Raw genomic sequence first — 17,177 nt, 5'->3', positions numbered from 1 at the left:
CAGTACCGACACTGGTCAACGCCGGTGGCCGAACCGGCGACGATCCCGGCATCCGGCGCGGACCGGCCTAGCGGACGCTGTCGCGCTCGAGGCCGGACAGCCAGCGTTCGGCCTCGGCCGGGCGGCGGAAGACGATCACCCGCGGTCCGTCCGGATCGGCCGCCCAGCCGCGGATCCGGGCGCTCTTCGGGCCGCACGACGTGAAGTGCCACCAGATGATCGAGTCGCGGCGGAACGTGGTGCGCCAGGTCTCGATGTTGCCGTTGCAGGTCGGCACCTTCATGATCACGTTGACCAGGCAGCGCCGGACCAGCCGGGCCAGCGAGAGCAGCCGCGGGTAGTCCAGCGCGATGATCAGCTCGACCCGCTCCAGCACCACGTCCAGCCAGGCCCCGTACCCGTGGTCGAGGATCCAGGTGTCGCCGGCGCAGATCGCGGCGATCCGGCGGCGCTGCTCGTCCTTCGGCACCGGAATCCAGGGCCGTTCCCAGGTCAGGTCGTCCACCGCGTGCCACGGCAGCCCGGTCCGTTCGCCGAGGCGGCGGGCCAGCGTCGTCTTGCCCGAGCCGGTGACCCCGTAGACCATGATCCGGCGCACCCTGGAGCCGTCCTCGTTGATCACCGTCGGGATCCTACTGATGCGTGTCCAGGATGCGCCGGGCCTCGGCCTCCGGAACGGGCGCGAAGTCGCGGTAGGCCTGGCCGACCGCCCGGAAGATCATCGGGACCCGCGGGCAGATCAGCCGGTCGGCCCGGGCGCCGATCAGTCCGGCCGCCTGCTCGGAGGCAACGGGAACGACCGCGATCACCGACCCGGCACCGGCCCGGCGGACCGCGTCGATCGCGACCAGCATCGTCGTCCCGGTGGCGAGCCCGTCGTCGACGACGATCACCGGCCGGCCGGTCAGGTCGAGCGCGGACCGGTCGCCGCGCAGGGCCCGGTGCCGCTCGTCCAGCCTGGACCGCTCGCTCTCCAGGGCGCGTCGGTAGTCGGACTCGGCGACGCCGGCCATGGCGACCACCCGGTCGTTGCGCAGGTGCTCGACGCGATCCCCGATCCGGGCCAGGGCGCCCATCGCCAGCTCCGGCTGGTCCGGTACGCCGAGCTTGCGGACCGCGACGATGTCGAGGCCGGCCCCGAGCCGTTCGGCGATCGGAGCGGCGACCGGGACACCGCCACGCGGCAGCGCCAGCACGATCGGCGCGGCGGCCGGTTCCTCCGGCAGGTCGAGCAGGGCGGCCAGTTGCCGGCCGGCGTCGGCCCGGTCGGCATACCGGCTGCTGATCATGGCCGGTCGCGCTCCGCGTCGCGTACCGCGGCTTCAAGATCGCGAACGGCGTCCCGGACGGCCTGGTCCGGATCGATGCCGGCCGACTGGGCCCGGGCCACCAACGCCAGGATCTGCGCACCGACCTCGGCCGCCTCGATCGGCTGCTCCGGCAGCGCGACGTCGACCTTGCGGGAGCGGGCCCGGCTGATGATCTTGTTCGCCCGGGCCAGCGCGGACAGTTGCTCCGGAATCCCTTCCAGGACAGAGGTCCGGCCCTTCTCGGCGGCCTTGCGCTGTTCCCAGGTCGCGTTCGGGTCCGAGGGTGCGGTCTCGGCCGCGAAGACGTGCGGGTGGCGCCGGACGAGCTTGTCGGCCACGCCCGCCGCGACGTCGTCGAGGTCGAACCCGGCCGGCGACTCGGAGGCGATCTGGGCGTGGAAGTACACCTGCAGCAGCAGGTCCCCGAGCTCCTCGGCAAGATGATCTTGGTCGCCGGTCTCGATCGCCTCGACCAGCTCCCCGGTCTCCTCGATCAGGTACTGGACCAGCGAACGGTGGGTCTGCTCGGCGTCCCACGGGCAGTGGCGGCGCAGCGTCGCCATCACCTCGGCCAGCCGGCTGAGTTCGGGGAAGACCTCGCCGGCGGCCGCGGCGGTCATGACCGGGGCTGGGCCGGCAGGGACAGCGACTCGGAACCCGCCCCGACCATCGACCCGCCCTGCGCGTAGGCCTCCGGTTGCCAGGTGCCGTACCGCGGGTTGAGCCGCACCTGGGCCTCGCCGAGGGCCTTGAGGAACAGCTCGTCGCCGACCCGCATCCGGACCAGTTCCGCATCGGCGAGGGCGTACGCCAGCTCGCGGGTCCGGCCGTTCCCGAGCAGCGAGCCCAGGTTGGACGGCGAGATCAGCGCGTCGCGTTCGGAGTCGGAGATCCTGATCCCCCGCTCGGTCGCCGTCTGCTCCGCGATCTCGCCGAGCACCAGCCCGTTGAGGACGCCGCCCGAACTCGCCCGCTGCCCCTGCGTGCGCAGCACCTCGTCGGCGGCGACGGTGATCTCGTGCAGGTCCCGGTCGCTGATCCGGGTCGGGCCGACATAGGCCGCGACGTCCGGGGCGCTGCCCGCGCAGCCCGTCGTGACGACAACAGCGGCGGCCGCGATCAGGCCGGCGATACGGTGCAGGATCTTCACCGGCGTCATGTTACAAGCGACGACCGCAGGGCGATCAATCGAATCGCGGCCCACCGTGCGAACAGGGATGGCCTCGGCCTCGACCGCAAGCGACTGGCCTTCTTCGACCGGCTCGAGACGGGTGGCCTGCCGGACCTGAGCGGACCCATCGAACGCGGCCCGGACAGCGTGCCACCACGGAGCGCGCATCGACCGGAGTGGTTCGCCCTGCGACATGGTGCCGACCGCGCCGCTCCCCGCGAGCCTCGAGCAGGCCGGCATCCGCTCCGTTGACAAGATCACGAGTTGCCGTGCGTTCAGCGAGGCCGGTGAGCTTGACGTAGGCGGGCCGGGTGACGCGGAGACCGAGCAGTGCGTCGAAGAGTGCCGCGCCGACGCGTCCGTTGAGCTTGTGAGACAAAGAGACACCCGGCTCAGGCGAGGAAGATGTTGTTGATCACCTCGGTCGCCCAGGCGAGCAGTTCCTTGTCGACGATCGGCGGCCCGCCGATGGTCCGCGAGCGAGGCCGGGTGACCAGGATGAAGCCGGCGGCCTCCTTCACCACGCTGCCCGGATAGAGCCGCTTCAGCCGCATCACCTTCGACTCGGGCAGTGAGGCCGGGCCGAAGCGGATGTAGTTGCCCTGGCCGACCACCTCGGTCAGCTCGGCGTGCCGGGCCAGGATCCGGAACTCGGCGATCGCCAGCAGGTTGTCCACCTCGGCCGGCAGGTCGCCGTACCGGTCCTGCAGTTCGGCCCTGACCTCGCCGAGGTCGTCCAGGCCGCGCACCTCGGCGAGCCGCTTGTACATCTCCAGCCGGAGCCGCTCCGACTCCACGTAGTCGGTCGGCAGCCGGGCGTCGACCGGCAGCTCGATCCGGACCTCGGCCGGAGCCTCGGACTCCTGGCCGCGATACTCCGCGACCGCCTCGCCGACCAGCCGGATGTAGAGGTCGAAGCCGACGTCGGCGATGTGGCCGGACTGCTCGCCGCCGAGCAGGTTGCCGGCGCCGCGGATCTCCAGGTCCTTCATCGCCACGGCCATGCCGGCCCCGAGATCGGTGTGCGCGGCGATCGTCGCCAGTCGATCATGGGCGGTCTCGGTGAGCGGCTTCTCCGGCGGGTAGAGGAAGTACGCGTAGCCGCGCTCCCGGCCCCGGCCGACCCGGCCCCGCAACTGGTGCAGCTGGGACAGGCCGAGCAGGTCGGCCCGCTCGATCAGCAGGGTGTTGGCGGTGGAGATGTCCAGACCGGCCTCGACGATCGTCGTGCAGACGAGCACGTCGGCCCGGCGCTCCCAGAAGTCGACCATGACCTGTTCCAGGCGCTGTTCGCTCATCTGGCCGTGCGCCGTGACCACCCGGGCCTCGGGCACCAGTTCCTGGATCCGCTTGGCCACCTTCTCGATGCTCTGCACCCGGTTGTGGATGAAGAAGACCTGGCCCTCGCGGAGCAGCTCACGTCGGATCGCCGCGGTGACCTGGGCCTCCTCGTACGGGCCGGCGAAGGTGAGCACCGGGTGCCGTTCCTCCGGCGGCGTGGCGATCGTGCTCATCTCGCGGATGCCGGTGATCGCCATCTCCAGGGTGCGCGGGATCGGGGTCGCCGACATGGCGAGCACGTCGACGTCCATCCGCAGCTTCTTCAGCTGTTCCTTGTGCTCGACGCCGAACCGCTGCTCCTCGTCGATGATCACCAGGCCGAGGTCCTTGAACTTCACCTCGCCGCTGAGCAGCCGGTGGGTGCCGATCACCACGTCGACGCTGCCGTCCTGGACGCCTTCCTTCGTGGCGGTGGCCTCGGCGTCGGACTGGAACCGGCTCAGCGGTGCGACCCGGACCGGGAACCCGGCGTAGCGGTCGGCGAAGGTGGCGTGGTGCTGCTGCACCAGCAGCGTCGTCGGCACCAGGACGGCCACCTGCTTGCCGTCCTGGACCGCCTTGAACGCCGCCCGGACGGCGATCTCGGTCTTGCCGTAGCCGACGTCGCCACAGATCAGCCGGTCCATCGGAACGATCTGCTCCATGTCCCGCTTGACCTCGTCGATCGCGGCCAGCTGGTCCGGCGTCTCGACGTACCCGAACGCGTCCTCGAGCTCGCGCTGCCAGGTGGTGTCCGGCTCGAAGGCGTGGCCACGGCTGGCCTGGCGGGCCGCGTAGAGCTTGATCAACTCGGCGGCGATCTCGCGCACCGCGCGCCGGGCCCGGCCCTTCCGCTTGTTCCAGTCGGCGCCGCCCATCCGGTCCAGGCTCGGGTGCTCGCCGCCGACATAGCGGGTGAGCAGATCGAGCTGATCCATCGGTACGTAGAGCCGGTCGCCCGGCTGGCCGCGCTTGGAGGCCGCGTACTCCACCACCAGGTATTCCCGGGTGGTCCCGGCGGCCGTCCGCTGCACCATCTCGAGGTAGCGGCCGACGCCGTGGTGCTCGTGCACGACCGCGTCGCCCGGGACCAGTTCCAGCGGGTTGATCTGGTTCCGGCGCCGGCTCGGCATCGACCGGGAAGCCTTGTCCGCAACGGCTCCGCGGCCGGAGAGATCACCGGCCGTGAGGACGGCGAGCCGCAGCGCGTCGGCGACGAAGCCGTGCCGCAGCTCCCCCGTGCTGACCGTGATCGCGCCGGCGCCCGGCGGCTCGGTGCCGTCGCCGAGCCGGACCGGAAGATCATGTTCGGACAGCACCTCGACCATCCGCTGGGCCAGGCCCTGACCCTCCGCGATCACCGCGAGCCGCCAGTTGTCGTGCACCCGGGCGGCAAGATCACGAACGGCCGCCTCGGTGTCCCCGCGGTACGTCTCACCGACCTGGCCGCTGATCGTCCGGGACTCCACGCCGACCGTGCTGACCTGAGTGCTGAAATCGATCAGCTCGCCGTCCTCGGTCCGCACCGGCTCCTCGCCGGTCGCCGGCCCGGCGCTGAACGGGGACAGCGTCCACCAGGCCAGGCCGCGGTCGAGGGCGGCCTGGCGCACGTCGGCCAGGCCGCGGTAGGCGGACGCCCCGAGGTCGATCGGCGCCTTGCCGCCGCCGGCCGCCGCCGCCCAGGAGGCCTGCAGGAACTCCTGGCTGGTGGCGACCAGGTCCTGGGCCCGGCCGCGGACCAGCTCGGGGTCGCAGAGCAGCACGTGGGTGTCGGTCGGCAGCAGCTCGACCAGCAGCTCCATGCCGTCGACCAGGGCCGGCGACAGCGACTCCATCCCGTCCACTGCGTGCCCGGCGGCGATCTTGTCGAGCATCTCGATCAACTCGGGATGCTCCTCGGCCAGGGCCTTCGCCCGGGCCTTGACCTCGTCGGTGAGCAGCAGCTCCCGGCAGGGCGAGGCGACGATGGATTCGAGGGTCTCCTCGTCGGACCGCTGATCGGCCACCGAGAAGTGCCGGATCTCCTCGACCGTGTCGCCGAAGAAGTCGACCCGGACCGGGTGCTCCTCGGTCGGCGGGAAGACGTCGACGATGCCGCCACGGACGGCGAACTCGCCGCGCCGCTCGACCAGGTCCACCCGGACGTAGGCTGCGCCGACCAGGTCGTGCGCCAACGAGTCGAGGTCGTAGTCGTGGCCGGCCTGGATCCGGACCGGACGCAGGTCGGCCAGGCCCTTCACCTGTGGCTGCAGCACGCTGCGGACCGGGGCGACGATGATCTTGGGCGCCGTCTCGCCGTCGGCACCGGCCAGCCGGCGCAGCACCGCCAGCCGCCGGCCGACCGTGTCGGAGCGCGGGCTGAGCCGTTCGTGCGGCAGCGTCTCCCAGGCCGGGTAGTAGACGACCTCGTCCTCGGCCAGCAGCGACTGCAGCGCGGCGGTGAGCTCCTCGGCCTCGCGGTACGTGGAGCTGACCAGCAGCACCGGACGTCCGGCACCGCCGTCCTCGGGAGCGGCGGCCAGTGCGGCGGCGATCAACGGTCGCATCGGCGCCGGCGCGGTCAGGTCGAGCGCGCTGACGGTACGCGCGCGTGCGTCGCCGATGGATTCGGCAACGGTGGGTTCTTGAGTGAAAAGGTTGACGAGTCCCGAAAGGGTCACCGAGACAACCTACAACCACCTGCCGACAATCAGTCGACGAGTTCGCTCGGGGCGATCCGGAGCGGGAACGGCCGCTCGATGACGAGCTCCTCGTCGCCGGTCACGCGCAGCGGATCCCCGTACGCGCCGTCGACGAGGGCCCAGGCCGCGATCGACGGTTCGTACGCGTCCACGACCCAGTAGTGCAGGACGCCGGCGGCCTCGAAGCGGGATCGCTTCAGCATGAGATCGAACCGGCGAGTGGAGGGCGAAAGGACCTCGACCGCCAGCACCGGAGCCGCCGGAAGGTCAGCATCGGTGAGCTCCGCGACCCGAGCCACCAGGAGGTCCGGCTGCATGACGGTGTCGGCCGCCAGCACCACATCGAACGGCGCAGGGAGCACGCGAAGCTCAGGTGGGCATGCCTGCTCGAGCTCGATGCCCAACAGGAACGCAGCCCGTTGATGCCGCTGGCTCGGCGCCGGAGACACGATCAGCGTCCCGTCGATGAGTTCGTAGCGATGCCCGTCATCGGGCGCCGCCGCAAGATCAGCACGGGTCAGCGGCCGGCTCAACGGCAATCGCCACGCCTCCGCTTCGGCTGTCATGGAAGCCATCGTAGTTGTCCTTCCTCGTCACGGCGCCGACGTAAGAGGGACGGTCCGACAGTCCACTTGCGTCCCGATACTCGTACGCGTATATTCGTAGACGAGTAATCGAGAAGGGAGCGAGATGGCCACCAAGCGCAAGGTGAACAACCTGCTGGCCCTGGCCGTGCTCGCCGTGCTGGTCGAGCGCCCCATGCACCGGTACGAGATGGTCACGACGATGCGGGAGCGCGGCAAGGACCGTGACATGGACGTCAAGTGGGGGTCGCTCTACACGGTGGTCAACAACCTGGCCAAGGCCGGTTTCCTCGAGGTCGTCGGCAACGAGCGGGACGGCGCCCGGCCGGAACGCACGATCTACGCGATCACCGAGACCGGCCGCGCCGAGATGGTCGACTGGACCCGGGAACTGATCGCCGAGCCGGAGCCCGAGCACCGGCGGTTCACGGCCGGACTCTCGGTGATGACCGCGCTGCCGCCGGACGAGGCCGCCGACCTGCTCGGCCGCCGCGCCGACGCCCTGGATCGGGCCGTCGAGACGGCGCGCCGCGAGCTCGCGGAGATCGCGGCGACGGGACTGCCCCGGCTGTTCGTCGTCGAGTCCGAGTACGACCTCGCGATGCTGGAGGCGGAGGCGGCCTGGACTCGGGCGCTGCAGGCCGAGATCGCCGGCGGCGACTTCCCGGACGTCGAACTCTGGCGGCGCGCCCACACCTCCCGGTTCGATCCCGCGGAGGCCGTCGCCCTCTTCGAGAGGAGGGCCCCCGAGTAGGACTCGGGCCCGACAGCGGTGCGGCAACACCACCGTCGGGCCCGATGGAACAGTCTCGAACCGCGTCCGCTTCCGCGCACCCGGCCAAGGCTGGCAACCACAGGATATCGGGGTGGGTTGCGGCCGGTTCGAGCGAGAACCTTCATCGCACAGAACTGGAGCACACCCATGTCCACCACGGAATCCGCCCTCGTGATCGGCGGCGGCATCGCCGGCCCGGTCACCGCGACCGCCCTGCTCAAGGCCGGCATCTCGGCCCGCGTCTACGAGGCCTACTCGGGCCCGACGTTCGGCATCGGCAGCGGTCTCGCCCTCGCCCCGAACGGCGTCGCCGCGCTCGACCTCGTCGGAGCCGGCGACCCGGTCCGGGCGATCGCCAAGCCCATCTCGCGGATGGAGCTGTCGGTCGGCGGCAGGACCCTGCAGACCCCGGCCCCCGCCGGGCTGCCGCCGCTGCAGATGGTCGACCGCAACGAGCTGCACCGCGTCCTTCATGATCACGCGCTCGCCGCCGGCGTGCCGTTCGAGTACGACAAGCGGCTGGTCCGCGTCGCCGAGGGCGAGTCGGGCGTCACCGCGTACTTCGCGGACGGCAGCAGCGCGACCGCCGATGTCCTGATCGGCGCCGACGGCGTCCGGTCCACCGTCCGCGGCCTGATCGACCCGGCCAACCCCGGTCCCGAATACACCGGCATGCTCGGCTTCGGTGCCTTGATCGACAACGACCTGGGCCTGGCGCCGGGCTCGATGGTCTTCGCCTTCGGCCAGCAGGCCTACTACCTGTACGGCACGCTGGACGAGAAGACGATCATGTGGGGCGCGAACCTGCCGCACAAGGAATACCTGTCGCTGACCGAGGCGCGGGCCCTGCCGGCCGAGCACTGGCTGAAGCTGCTGCGCGAGACGTACGGCGCGGACTCCCCCGGCGGCGAGTTCGCCCGGCGGACCACGCCGGAGAACCTGGAGATCACCGGCGCCCTGCACATCATGCCGTCGGTGCCGCGCTGGCATCGGGGTCGGTTGGTGCTGGTCGGCGACGCGGTCCACGCACCGTCGAACAGCTCGGGCCAGGGCGCCTCGCTCGCGGTCGAGAGCGCCATTCAGCTGGCCCGGTGCCTGCGCGACCTGCCCGACCACGGGTCGGCCTTCGCCGCGTACGAGGAGCTGCGCCGGACCCGGGTGGAGAGCGTCGCGGCGCGAGCCCGGAAGCTCAACCACAGCAAGACTCCGGGCCCGCTGGCGCGGCGGATGATGTCGGTCCTGATGCCGATGATGATCAAGAAGATGGATCCGGAGAAGACCCTCGGGGTCGAGCAGCGGTACCGGATCGACTGGGACGCTCCGGTGCAGCCGGAACTGGTCTCGGCCGCCGGCTGAGGTCGGGGCGATCCCGGCCCGGACCGCGGGATCGGCCGATCTCGTTGACAGGTCGCCGGCGCGGGGCGTCAATGGACGGGTGAGCTTTGCAGTGGCCGGCGACGCCTACGACGAGTTCATGGGCCGCTACTCCGTTGAGTTGGCGCCGCTCATGATCGACTTCGCCGAGGTCGGATTCGGGGATCGGGTGCTGGACGTCGGGTGCGGGCCGGGTGCCCTCACCGTCCGACTGGCCGAGCGGGTCGGCGCGGCGCACGTCGCCGCCGTCGACCCGTCCGCCTCGTTCGTCGAGGCCTGCCGGGCCCGAGTGCCCGGCGCCGTCGTCCGCCAGGCGGGGATCGACCGGCTGCCCTGGCCGGACGACACGTTCGACGCGGCGCTCTCCCAGCTGGTGCTCAACTTCGTACCGGATCCGGTCGCGGGGATGACCGAGCTGAACCGGGTGGTCCGGGCCGGCGGGCTGATCGCCGCGTGCACCTGGGAGTACGGCCACGGGATGGGGATGCTGGACGCCTTCTGGCGCGCCGCGCTGTCGTTGGATCCGGACGCGCCGGACGAGGCCGCGATGCCGTTGCGGACCGCCGACAGCCTGATCGACCTGTGGCGCCGGGCCGGCCTGGACCGGATCGAGACCGAGCCGCTGGTCGTCACGACGACGTACGCCGACTTCGACGCGTTGTGGCAGCCGCTGACGTACGGCATCGGTCCGGCGGGCGGCTACTGCCGCTCCCTGGACCCGGAGCGGCAGGCGGCCCTGCGGGCTGCCCTGTACGTCGAGCTCGGGGCCCCCACCGGAGCATTCTCCGTGTCGGCCCGAGCCTCGGCGATCCGCGGCCGAACCTAGGAGCGCGCTCCAGGCGCTCGGGACTCCGACGCCTTCCCCGTGCCGGCGACCACGAGCACCGCCGCGACGACCGCCGGAATGATCAAGGTCAGGTGGCCGAGTCCGCGCGCCAACTCGCCGTCCACCAGCCAGTGCGACAGCGACACCGCCCACACCGCGGCCGCCCAGGCGAGGGCGAAGATCAGGGCCGGGACGGCGAGGCGCCGCGGCAGCACCGCCGCGATCCCCAGCAGCACCACGATCAGCAGGTCGGGCACCAGGAACGGGTTGCCCAGACTCCGCACGGAGCTGCCGCCGAAGTTGTCGGTCACGAAGTACGCGGCCATGAACAGGGCCAGCAAGCCGGCCACGCTCCGGGCGATGACGAGGTTCAGGCGAGCCATGTCTACATCGTAGACATGGCTCGTCACCATTGTCTACGGCGTAGACTCCCGCCATGGTTCGGCCCCAGCGCCCCGGAACGGTCCGCGGCACGTTGTCACCTGAGTCGATCGCGGCGAGTGCCTTGGCCTTCGGCGACAGGGAGGGCCCTGCGGCCATGACGGTGCGCCGCATCGCGGCGCACCTCGGCTGCGATCCGATGGCGCTCTACCGCCACTTCGCCAACCGGGTCGCTCTGCTCGACGCCGTCGCGGAACTCGCCCTGGCCGACATCGCGCTGCCGGAGGCCCGCAAGCCCTGGCCGGTCCGGTTGCGGGAGACGCTGATCGAGGCCCGCCGAGTCGCACTGGCCCATCCGGGCATCGCACCGCACATCGCGGCCCGGCCGCCCCTCGGACCGCACGGTCGCCGGATCGGCCGCGCTCTCGTCGAGGCGCTGCGGGAGGCCGGGCTCAGCGATCACGACATCGTGGCCGGCAGCCAGGTGCTGGTCGCCTATCTCTCCAGCTCGATCGCCATGGCGGTCGCGACGCGGGAACAGCGCGACGACCGCTGGGCCGAGGCCGCGCAGGCGCTGCGCTCGGTCGGTGACGACCTGCTGCCCACCGCGCAGCTGCCGCCGGCCGGGTCACCCGATCAGTTCGCCTTCGGGCTGGACCTGCTGGTCGACGGGCTGAAGGCCCGCGGCTGAACGCCCCTAGGAGTTGTACGCGCTCTGAGTGCGGTCCAGGCCGACCAGGATCAACGACTCGATGGCGTCGGCGGCACGTTCCACCTCGACCTCGACGTCGGCACGCTGCGACGCGGGGATGTTGCTGAGCAGGTAGTCGGCCGGCTCCTGGCGACCGGGCGGGCGGCCGACTCCGATCCGTACCCGGTAGAAGTCACCGGTGCCGATCGAGGCCCGGATCGACTTGAGCCCGTTGTGCCCGTTGTCGCCGCCGCCGAACTTGATCCGCAGCTGGCCCGGGTCGATGTCCAGCTCGTCGTGCACGACGATCAACTGCGCCGCCGACGTCTTGTAGTACTTGATCAACTTCGAGACCGGCCCGCCGGTCTCGTTCATGTACGTCCGGGACTTGGCGACCACCATCCGCGGTGCCTCGCCGCCGGGCGGGCCGACCCGCAGCTCGGCGAGCTCGGCCCGCATCCCGAACGGAGCCTTGAGCCTGGCCGAGGAACGCTCGACCAGGCGATCGACCACGAGGTGGCCGACATTGTGGCGATGCTTCGCATAGGTCGGCCCGGGGTTGCCCAGGCCGACCACCAGCCACGGCTGCATGACTCGGCTCGCCTCGTTCGGAGCGGCTCAGCTCTCCTCGGACGAACCCTCGGCCTCGGCGTCGGCGGACGCCTCCTCGGCGGCCTCCTCGTCGGCGGTCTCCGGCTCGGCCTGGGTCGGCGCGTTGGTGATGTTGACGATCAGCTGGTCGGGCTCGACCGCCAACGCGGAGCCGGACGGCAGCTCGAGGTCGCTGGCCAGGATCTGCGAGCCGGCCTCGAGGCCCTCGATGGAGACCACGATCTGCTGCGGCAGGTGGGTCGCCTCGGCCTCGATGCTGATGGTGGAGTTCTCGACGACGACCAGGGTGTCGGGGCCGGCTTCGCCCTCGACGTGCAGCGGGATGTCGACGGTGACCTTCTCGCCGCGACGGACGAGCAGCAGGTCGACGTGCTCGATCAGACCCTTGATCGGGTCGCGCTGGACCTGCTTCGGCAGCGCCAGCTGGGACTTGCCCTCGATGTCGATCGACAGCAGCGCGTTGGCCACGCGCAGCGCGAGCAGGGTCTCGTGACCGGGCAGGGTGATGTGGACCGGCTCGGCCCCGTGCCCGTACAGGACGGCGGGAACCTTGTCGGCACGGCGGATCCGGCGGGCAGCGCCCTTGCCGAATTCGGTACGCGTTTCGGCGGTGAGCTTGACCTCGGGCACGAACGAATCTCCTCGAACTGACTGGCGGGAATGTGGTCTGTTTCCGCAGCGAGCGACCGCCGAGATCCGCGGTCCGACGAACGCCGGAACCCGTGGCCCTTGTCGATCACGGTCGCCACCGACCGTCATCGGGGCCACCCTCGCCGAGGCAACCGCATCACCCTAGCCGAACCCTCCCCCCACCACCAATTTCCGCCGACCGGTCACAAAAGCAGCGGTTCTGACGGCGTGTCGCTGCACTTGTGACCGGTCGATCGTTCGGTGGGTGGGTAGGCAGGTCCGGGCCCCGGGCAGCGGATCGCTCCGCGGCCGGAGCCGAACAGGAGCAAGCCCGACGCCCCGGCACCGAATCGCTCCGCAGCCCGAGCCGAACGAAGGCGAGTCCGACGCCCCGGACCGAATCGCTCCGCACCCCGACCACAACGCCCCCAAGCCCGACGCCCCGGCAACCTGTCGCTCCGCAGCCCGAGCCGAAGTCCGGCGCCCCGACACCGAATCGCTTCGGAGCCGAGCCGAACGGGAGTCCGGCGCCCGGTCATCGGATCGGCCCGAACGACGAGAGCAAGCCCAGCGCCCGGTACCGGACCGGCCCGCACCCCAAACCGCCACGCCACCAACCCGACACTCCCCCGCACCGGACCGGCCCGCACCCCGACCGTGACGACGGCAAGCCCGACACCCCGGCACCGGACCAGCCCGACGGGGACGACGGCAAGTCCGGTGCCAGGCATCGGATCGGTCCGCGGTCGCAGGGGCGAACCGGGCGGCCGGGCGGTGGCAGGTCGCAGTGGGGCACGATCCGCCTCACCCCACCACCGACCGGTCACCAACGCAGCGACACGCCGTCAAAACCGCTGCTCTTGTGACCGGTCAGCGGTTGTTGGCGGTCAGGTCAGGTCAGAGTGACCGGGCCGTAGAGGCCCGAAGATCGTTGGGCGGGGAAGACGAAGTTGGTCGGGGTGGCGGCATGGAGGTACGGGCCCAGGGTGTTGTAGACGACGATCTCCAACTCGGCCGGGCCGTCGAGCGGCGGCAGGGCGAACCGGAACGGGGCGCAGAAGGCGGAGCCGATCCGGCGGCCGTCCAGCAGCACGTCGACGCTGCCGCGGAGGTCGCCGAGATCGAGGACCTGGGATCCGGGGCCGGCCGGTTCGATGGTGCGCCGATAGCTGACAGCGCCGCTGAAGTCGCCGAGCCCGAGGCCGCGCCAGTCGCCCAGCGCGATCGGAGCCGGTACGTGCTCGACCTCGATCGGCCCGTCCAGCGCGGAGGCGCCGGGCAGGAAGGCCGACGCCTCGATGATCAACTCCAGCGTTCCGGGCTCGGTCAGCGGCTGGGCCAGGGCGACCCAGCCATCGGCGCCGGAGCGTTGTTCGGCACCGTTGATCATGATCGTTGCCGGCACCCGCAGCGGGGCCCGGAGCCGTGCCGCGCCGGCCGGCAGGGTGGTCCGGATCCGGCGTCGCCGCGGTACGGCGGAGTCGGCGATGTCGAACTCCGCCGGCGGTACGCCGAGCTCGGCCTCGCCGCGCAGCCAGGAGGCCCGCCGGAGCGGGTGCGGCCGGTGCGCGGCGTGCATGGTCTCGATCGCGTTCCACTGCTCCGGCCGGACCACCGACGGCGCCGAATGGTTGTCGGTGGTGCAGGTCCAGCCGGGCCCGCTGACCGCGACGACCGGGCCGGCCGGGGTGTGCGCGACCAGGTCGACGAAGATCACATCGGTGATGTCGGCGGTCTCCAGCCGCACCGCCAGCACATGATCACCGGCACCGAGCAGCTCTGTGACATCGTGCCGGAAATACATCGGGCGGCTGCCCCAGTCGTAGTACTCGACCTTCTCCTGACGGCCGACGATGGTCCCGTCGATCAGCACGGTCGCGGCACCGGCCGCGCCGACGACCAGGGCCGCCGAGGTCGCCGGCTCGGCCAGGGTGACCGTCGTGGAGAACGTGATCATGCCGTCGCTGGTGACCGCCGGGTCGCCGAACGCCATGTGCTCCGGGCGTTCCCCGTAACCGCCCGGCGCGGTGATCGTGAACCCGGAGCCGACCACCTTCGGGTCTCCCGCGGTCCGCGACGGCCCCAGGACGTACTCGAGGATGTTGATCTCCCGCTCGACGTCGATCCGGTGCACGGCCGCGTAGTGATCAGGAGCCGCCAGGGCCACACCGTTCCAGTTGACCTGCTTGACCGAGCTGGCCGACACAACCAGGTCGGCGGGTCCACGATGATCGGTACGGAGCACGGCCCGCACCCGGGTCTGCCGGCCCGGTTCGGGGTTCGGCGCGAGGACGTACTCGGCAGGCACCAGGCCCTTGCTGCCGAGCGGGCTGATCGCGTCCCGGTCGATCGCGCGGCTGGCCGAGAAGGTGTACGGCTGCCAGCCGGCACCGGCCAGGTCCCGTTCCCCGGCTGCGATCCGGTCGCACTCCTCGACCGTCAGCAGAGCTTGATCGGCTTCGCCGGTGATCATGACCCGCTGCCCGTAGCCGGCCCGGGACGGCTGCCAGTCGGCGTCGCCGTCGGAGGTCTCGACGTGCCACAGCTCGAGCCGGTCGAGCTTCCGGCCAGCCGGTCGGGCCAGGTCGCCCCAGGTGTTGTCCAGCGTGTGCACGAGGGAGCCGGTCCAGCCGTCGGCGAGGGATCGGCCGGTTGCCGCCGGAGCCCTTCGCGGGGCCGGGACCGGCGCCGGGTCCGTACCCTCCCGCCAGACCAGCAGCAACGCGGGCGCTCCGGCCTGGTCGATCTCGATCATGGTCGTCCCGTCGGCGCCGGAGTTGATCACCGCGGGACGGCGCTCCCCGGAGGCGGGATCCCAGAGTTCCGCTTCGGCAACCCTGGCCCGGATCCGCACGGTCCGGGCGTCGGCGTAGCGGGTCCGGTCGAACCCGTCGGTCCACCTCACCGGCTCGCCGTCGGGATCCTGGCTCGCGTTCGGGTGGGCTCCGGTGATCAACGCGACCCCGTACGGCCCCGAGCGCCGGACCAGCAGCGGCAGGTCGGCGACGACGTGCTGATCCGACGGATCGAGCTCCGCGACCGCGGCCGCCGGGTCCGCGACCACCACCAGACCCGGATGCTCGGCCAGCCGCCGTACCGCCGCGTCGTCGTTGCCCAGTCCGGCCGCGACCGACGGCGGTTCGCCGACCGCGATCACCCGCCCACCGGCATCGAGCAGTTCGGCGAGCGCGGTCGCGGTCGCGGGCTCGAGCACGGTCGTCGCGGGCATGATCACCGTGTGATAGCTCAGCGACCGGACGGTGAGCCGGGCCCGGTCGATGCCGGCCCGCTGGATCGACGCGTCGTCGATCACGTCGAACGCGATCCCGGCCGCGTCCAGCAGGCCGCCCTGCCAGCGCCGCCAGTTGTTCACGCCGCTCAGCGCCAGATAGGTCTGCTGGGCGCGGTCGACCTCCGCATGGCCGTCGCCGAGCAGGCCGTCCCCGAAGTGCTGCACGGGCAGGTCGATCGGCAGGCCCGCCTGCGCGGTGGTCGTCGGGTGCAGCACGGCGACCCCGGCGTCGTAATCACCCCAGGTCAAGATCGAACAGAGCCGGGCCACCGCGGCGGAGAACGCCCCGTACTGCTTCCAGTACGGCTGCCGCCAGTCGGTCGACGGCGGCGCCCACTCGAACCAGCCGGCCGCCGTGTCGAAGTAGCTGGCGTGCGGATCGTAGAGCGTCGCACCGCTGCGCAGGAAGGGAAGCAGCCAGTCGTAGGTGTCCTCCAGAGTGCCGCCCCAGCCGCTGGAGTGGAAGGCCTCCAGCCAGACCCGATCATGGCCGTAGAGGTGCGCCATCGAACTGTGCACCTTGGAGTCGCCGTCATGATCACTGCCGGGCGCGTTGTACCAGCGATGGGTGCGGAAGTAGTCGGTGTAGAGCTGGGTCGCCTGGGTCGGGAAGCCGGCCCGGGCCGGGTGGCTCTGGTCGACGCCGAGCAGCAGCCCGCGCTTGCTGTGCCACTCCCCCAGCGGCCGGAACAGCGCCTCCTCCGTGAGCGCGGCCCGGACCGCGTAGTAGTCGGTCCTGATCTTGCTCGCGTCCCGCGGATCCAGCCCGTCGGCGGTGGCCAGGAACAGCGCCCCGAGATGATCACGGAGGTCGTACCCGGCCCGGCGCTCGAACTCCTCGGCGAACCGCTGGCTCCACGGATTGGTACCGGGCAGCTCGTCCTGGAAGCTGCCCGGGATGACACTGCCCAGGAAGTCGGGCAGTCGCCGCTCGAACTCGCCGTGGACGGAGTCGATCAGGAGCTCGACCGCGGCCGGGTCGAGGTAGTCGAACGCGGTCGGTACGACGGTGATCGCGGTCAGCTCGGTGCCGTCCGGCGCACCGACCAGGCCGCCCGCGGTGGTCTCGACCCGCCGCCCGGCCCCGTCGTAGCAGACCAGCAGGGTTTCCGTACCTCGCAAGGGAATCCGGCCGCCCGCCGCGGTGACCTCGGTGCGCCGCAGGGACTGGCCGGTCAGCTCCGGATGATCAAGAGTGATCCGGCCCTGGATGTTGGCCCCGGAGAAGCCGATCTGGTCGTAGAACCAGATCTTGGTACCGATCTCGCGGGCGATCGTGCAGGCGTCGGTGAACCGGTCCCACCACTCCTCGCTGAACCAGGCCGGGTCGTCGGTCATGGCGCCGAAGGTCGGGCCGGCCGGCGCGAGATTGATCACGACCAGGTTGTGGATGCCGCCGTCGGCGAACCGGCGCAACTGCCAGTCCAGCCGTTCCCGGGTCACCTTGCCACCGCTCCACCACCACAGCGGGGTCGGGCCGAAGTCGCGCGGCGGTTCCTCGAACAGGCGGACCAGTTCCGCTGGGATCAT

14 protein-coding genes are annotated in these 17,177 nt (G+C 71.3%); 4 read left to right on the top strand and 10 right to left on the bottom strand.

Annotation, left to right across the window (positions count from 1 at the left end):
* Positions 1-67: 67 nt before the first annotated feature.
* The 6 genes from AC6CCG_RS23985 to AC6CCG_RS23960 form a co-directional block, all read right to left on the bottom strand.
* Entirely contained in the window at positions 68-622 is a 555-nt protein-coding gene (locus AC6CCG_RS23985) for a P-loop NTPase family protein (protein ID WP_496657249.1), read from the bottom strand.
* Between the two features lie 10 nt (positions 623-632).
* Positions 633-1,289 (bottom strand): phosphoribosyltransferase, encoded by a 657-nt coding sequence (locus tag AC6CCG_RS23980; RefSeq protein ID WP_496657248.1) that lies wholly within the window; start codon positions 1,287-1,289, stop codon positions 633-635.
* Positions 1,286-1,930, bottom strand: a complete 645-nt coding sequence (locus AC6CCG_RS23975; RefSeq protein ID WP_496657247.1) for a nucleoside triphosphate pyrophosphohydrolase — start codon at positions 1,928-1,930, stop codon at positions 1,286-1,288. The genes AC6CCG_RS23980 and AC6CCG_RS23975 overlap by 4 nt, the downstream gene beginning before the upstream one ends.
* Positions 1,927-2,460 carry a hypothetical protein gene (locus AC6CCG_RS23970; protein ID WP_496657246.1) on the bottom strand — a complete coding sequence of 178 codons (534 nt, stop codon included), beginning with the start codon at positions 2,458-2,460 and terminating at the stop codon, positions 1,927-1,929. Before AC6CCG_RS23970 ends, AC6CCG_RS23975 begins: the two co-directional genes overlap by 4 nt.
* A gap of 413 nt (positions 2,461-2,873) precedes the next feature.
* A complete protein-coding gene (mfd, locus tag AC6CCG_RS23965; RefSeq protein ID WP_496657245.1) occupies positions 2,874-6,461 on the bottom strand; it encodes a transcription-repair coupling factor in 3,588 nt (1,195 codons plus the stop codon).
* Positions 6,462-6,490: 29 nt separating this feature from the next.
* Positions 6,491-7,048: a Uma2 family endonuclease gene (locus AC6CCG_RS23960; protein WP_496657244.1), complete on the bottom strand. Its 558-nt coding sequence runs from the start codon at positions 7,046-7,048 to the stop codon at positions 6,491-6,493.
* 124 nt (positions 7,049-7,172) lie between these two features.
* Here AC6CCG_RS23960 and AC6CCG_RS23955 point away from each other — a divergent pair, with 124 nt between their 5' ends.
* From AC6CCG_RS23955 to AC6CCG_RS23945, 3 genes are all read left to right on the top strand, one after another.
* The gene (locus AC6CCG_RS23955; RefSeq protein WP_496657243.1) at positions 7,173-7,820 is read left to right on the top strand and encodes a PadR family transcriptional regulator; all 648 of its coding nucleotides are present in this window, start codon (positions 7,173-7,175) and stop codon (positions 7,818-7,820) included.
* A gap of 168 nt (positions 7,821-7,988) precedes the next feature.
* On the top strand, positions 7,989-9,197 hold the full coding sequence (locus tag AC6CCG_RS23950) for an FAD-dependent oxidoreductase (RefSeq protein WP_496657242.1): 1,209 nt from the start codon (positions 7,989-7,991) through the stop codon (positions 9,195-9,197).
* Between the two features lie 79 nt (positions 9,198-9,276).
* Positions 9,277-10,041 (top strand): class I SAM-dependent methyltransferase, encoded by a 765-nt coding sequence (locus tag AC6CCG_RS23945; protein WP_496657241.1) that lies wholly within the window; start codon positions 9,277-9,279, stop codon positions 10,039-10,041.
* On the opposite strand, the gene AC6CCG_RS23940 is transcribed toward AC6CCG_RS23945, so the two are convergent.
* Positions 10,038-10,424 (bottom strand): hypothetical protein, encoded by a 387-nt coding sequence (locus AC6CCG_RS23940; RefSeq protein ID WP_496657240.1) that lies wholly within the window; start codon positions 10,422-10,424, stop codon positions 10,038-10,040. The genes AC6CCG_RS23945 and AC6CCG_RS23940 overlap by 4 nt on opposite strands.
* 53 nt (positions 10,425-10,477) lie before the next feature.
* Between AC6CCG_RS23940 and AC6CCG_RS23935 the strand changes: the two genes are divergently transcribed.
* Entirely contained in the window at positions 10,478-11,113 is a 636-nt protein-coding gene (locus AC6CCG_RS23935) for a TetR/AcrR family transcriptional regulator C-terminal domain-containing protein (RefSeq protein WP_496657239.1), read from the top strand.
* A 6-nt stretch (positions 11,114-11,119) separates the two neighbouring features.
* Here the strand turns inward: AC6CCG_RS23935 and pth are convergent, their stop codons facing one another.
* The 3 genes from pth to AC6CCG_RS23920 all read right to left on the bottom strand — a co-directional run bounded on the left by pth (position 11,120) and on the right by AC6CCG_RS23920 (position 17,177).
* Positions 11,120-11,704: an aminoacyl-tRNA hydrolase gene (pth, locus tag AC6CCG_RS23930; protein WP_496657238.1), complete on the bottom strand. Its 585-nt coding sequence runs from the start codon at positions 11,702-11,704 to the stop codon at positions 11,120-11,122.
* A gap of 27 nt (positions 11,705-11,731) precedes the next feature.
* A complete protein-coding gene (locus AC6CCG_RS23925) occupies positions 11,732-12,355 on the bottom strand; it encodes a 50S ribosomal protein L25/general stress protein Ctc (RefSeq protein ID WP_496657237.1) in 624 nt (207 codons plus the stop codon).
* An 892-nt stretch (positions 12,356-13,247) separates the two neighbouring features.
* The gene (locus tag AC6CCG_RS23920; RefSeq protein WP_496657236.1) at positions 13,248-17,177 is read right to left on the bottom strand and encodes a glycosyl hydrolase family 2 protein; all 3,930 of its coding nucleotides are present in this window, start codon (positions 17,175-17,177) and stop codon (positions 13,248-13,250) included.

The sequence above is a fragment of the Microlunatus sp. YIM B11417 genome (assembly GCF_059617205.1).
The sequence above is the reverse complement of the archived record's forward strand: the minus strand, read 5'-3'. Positions and strand labels throughout refer to the sequence as shown.

Bases quoted from the DNA above. Each gene is read 5' to 3' on its own strand.
- AC6CCG_RS23980 (WP_496657248.1), bottom strand. From the start codon at position 1,289: ATGATCAGCAGCCGGTATGCCGACCGGGCCGACGCCGGCCGGCAACTG.
- AC6CCG_RS23975 (WP_496657247.1), bottom strand. From the start codon at position 1,930: ATGACCGCCGCGGCCGCCGGCGAGGTCTTCCCCGAACTCAGCCGGCTG.
- AC6CCG_RS23960 (WP_496657244.1), bottom strand. From the start codon at position 7,048: ATGACAGCCGAAGCGGAGGCGTGGCGATTGCCGTTGAGCCGGCCGCTG.
- AC6CCG_RS23955 (WP_496657243.1), top strand. From the start codon at position 7,173: ATGGCCACCAAGCGCAAGGTGAACAACCTGCTGGCCCTGGCCGTGCTC.
- AC6CCG_RS23950 (WP_496657242.1), top strand. From the start codon at position 7,989: ATGTCCACCACGGAATCCGCCCTCGTGATCGGCGGCGGCATCGCCGGC.
- AC6CCG_RS23940 (WP_496657240.1), bottom strand. From the start codon at position 10,424: ATGGCTCGCCTGAACCTCGTCATCGCCCGGAGCGTGGCCGGCTTGCTG.
- AC6CCG_RS23935 (WP_496657239.1), top strand. From the start codon at position 10,478: ATGGTTCGGCCCCAGCGCCCCGGAACGGTCCGCGGCACGTTGTCACCT.
- pth (WP_496657238.1), bottom strand. From the start codon at position 11,704: ATGCAGCCGTGGCTGGTGGTCGGCCTGGGCAACCCCGGGCCGACCTAT.
- AC6CCG_RS23920 (WP_496657236.1), bottom strand. From the start codon at position 17,177: ATGATCCCAGCGGAACTGGTCCGCCTGTTCGAGGAACCGCCGCGCGAC.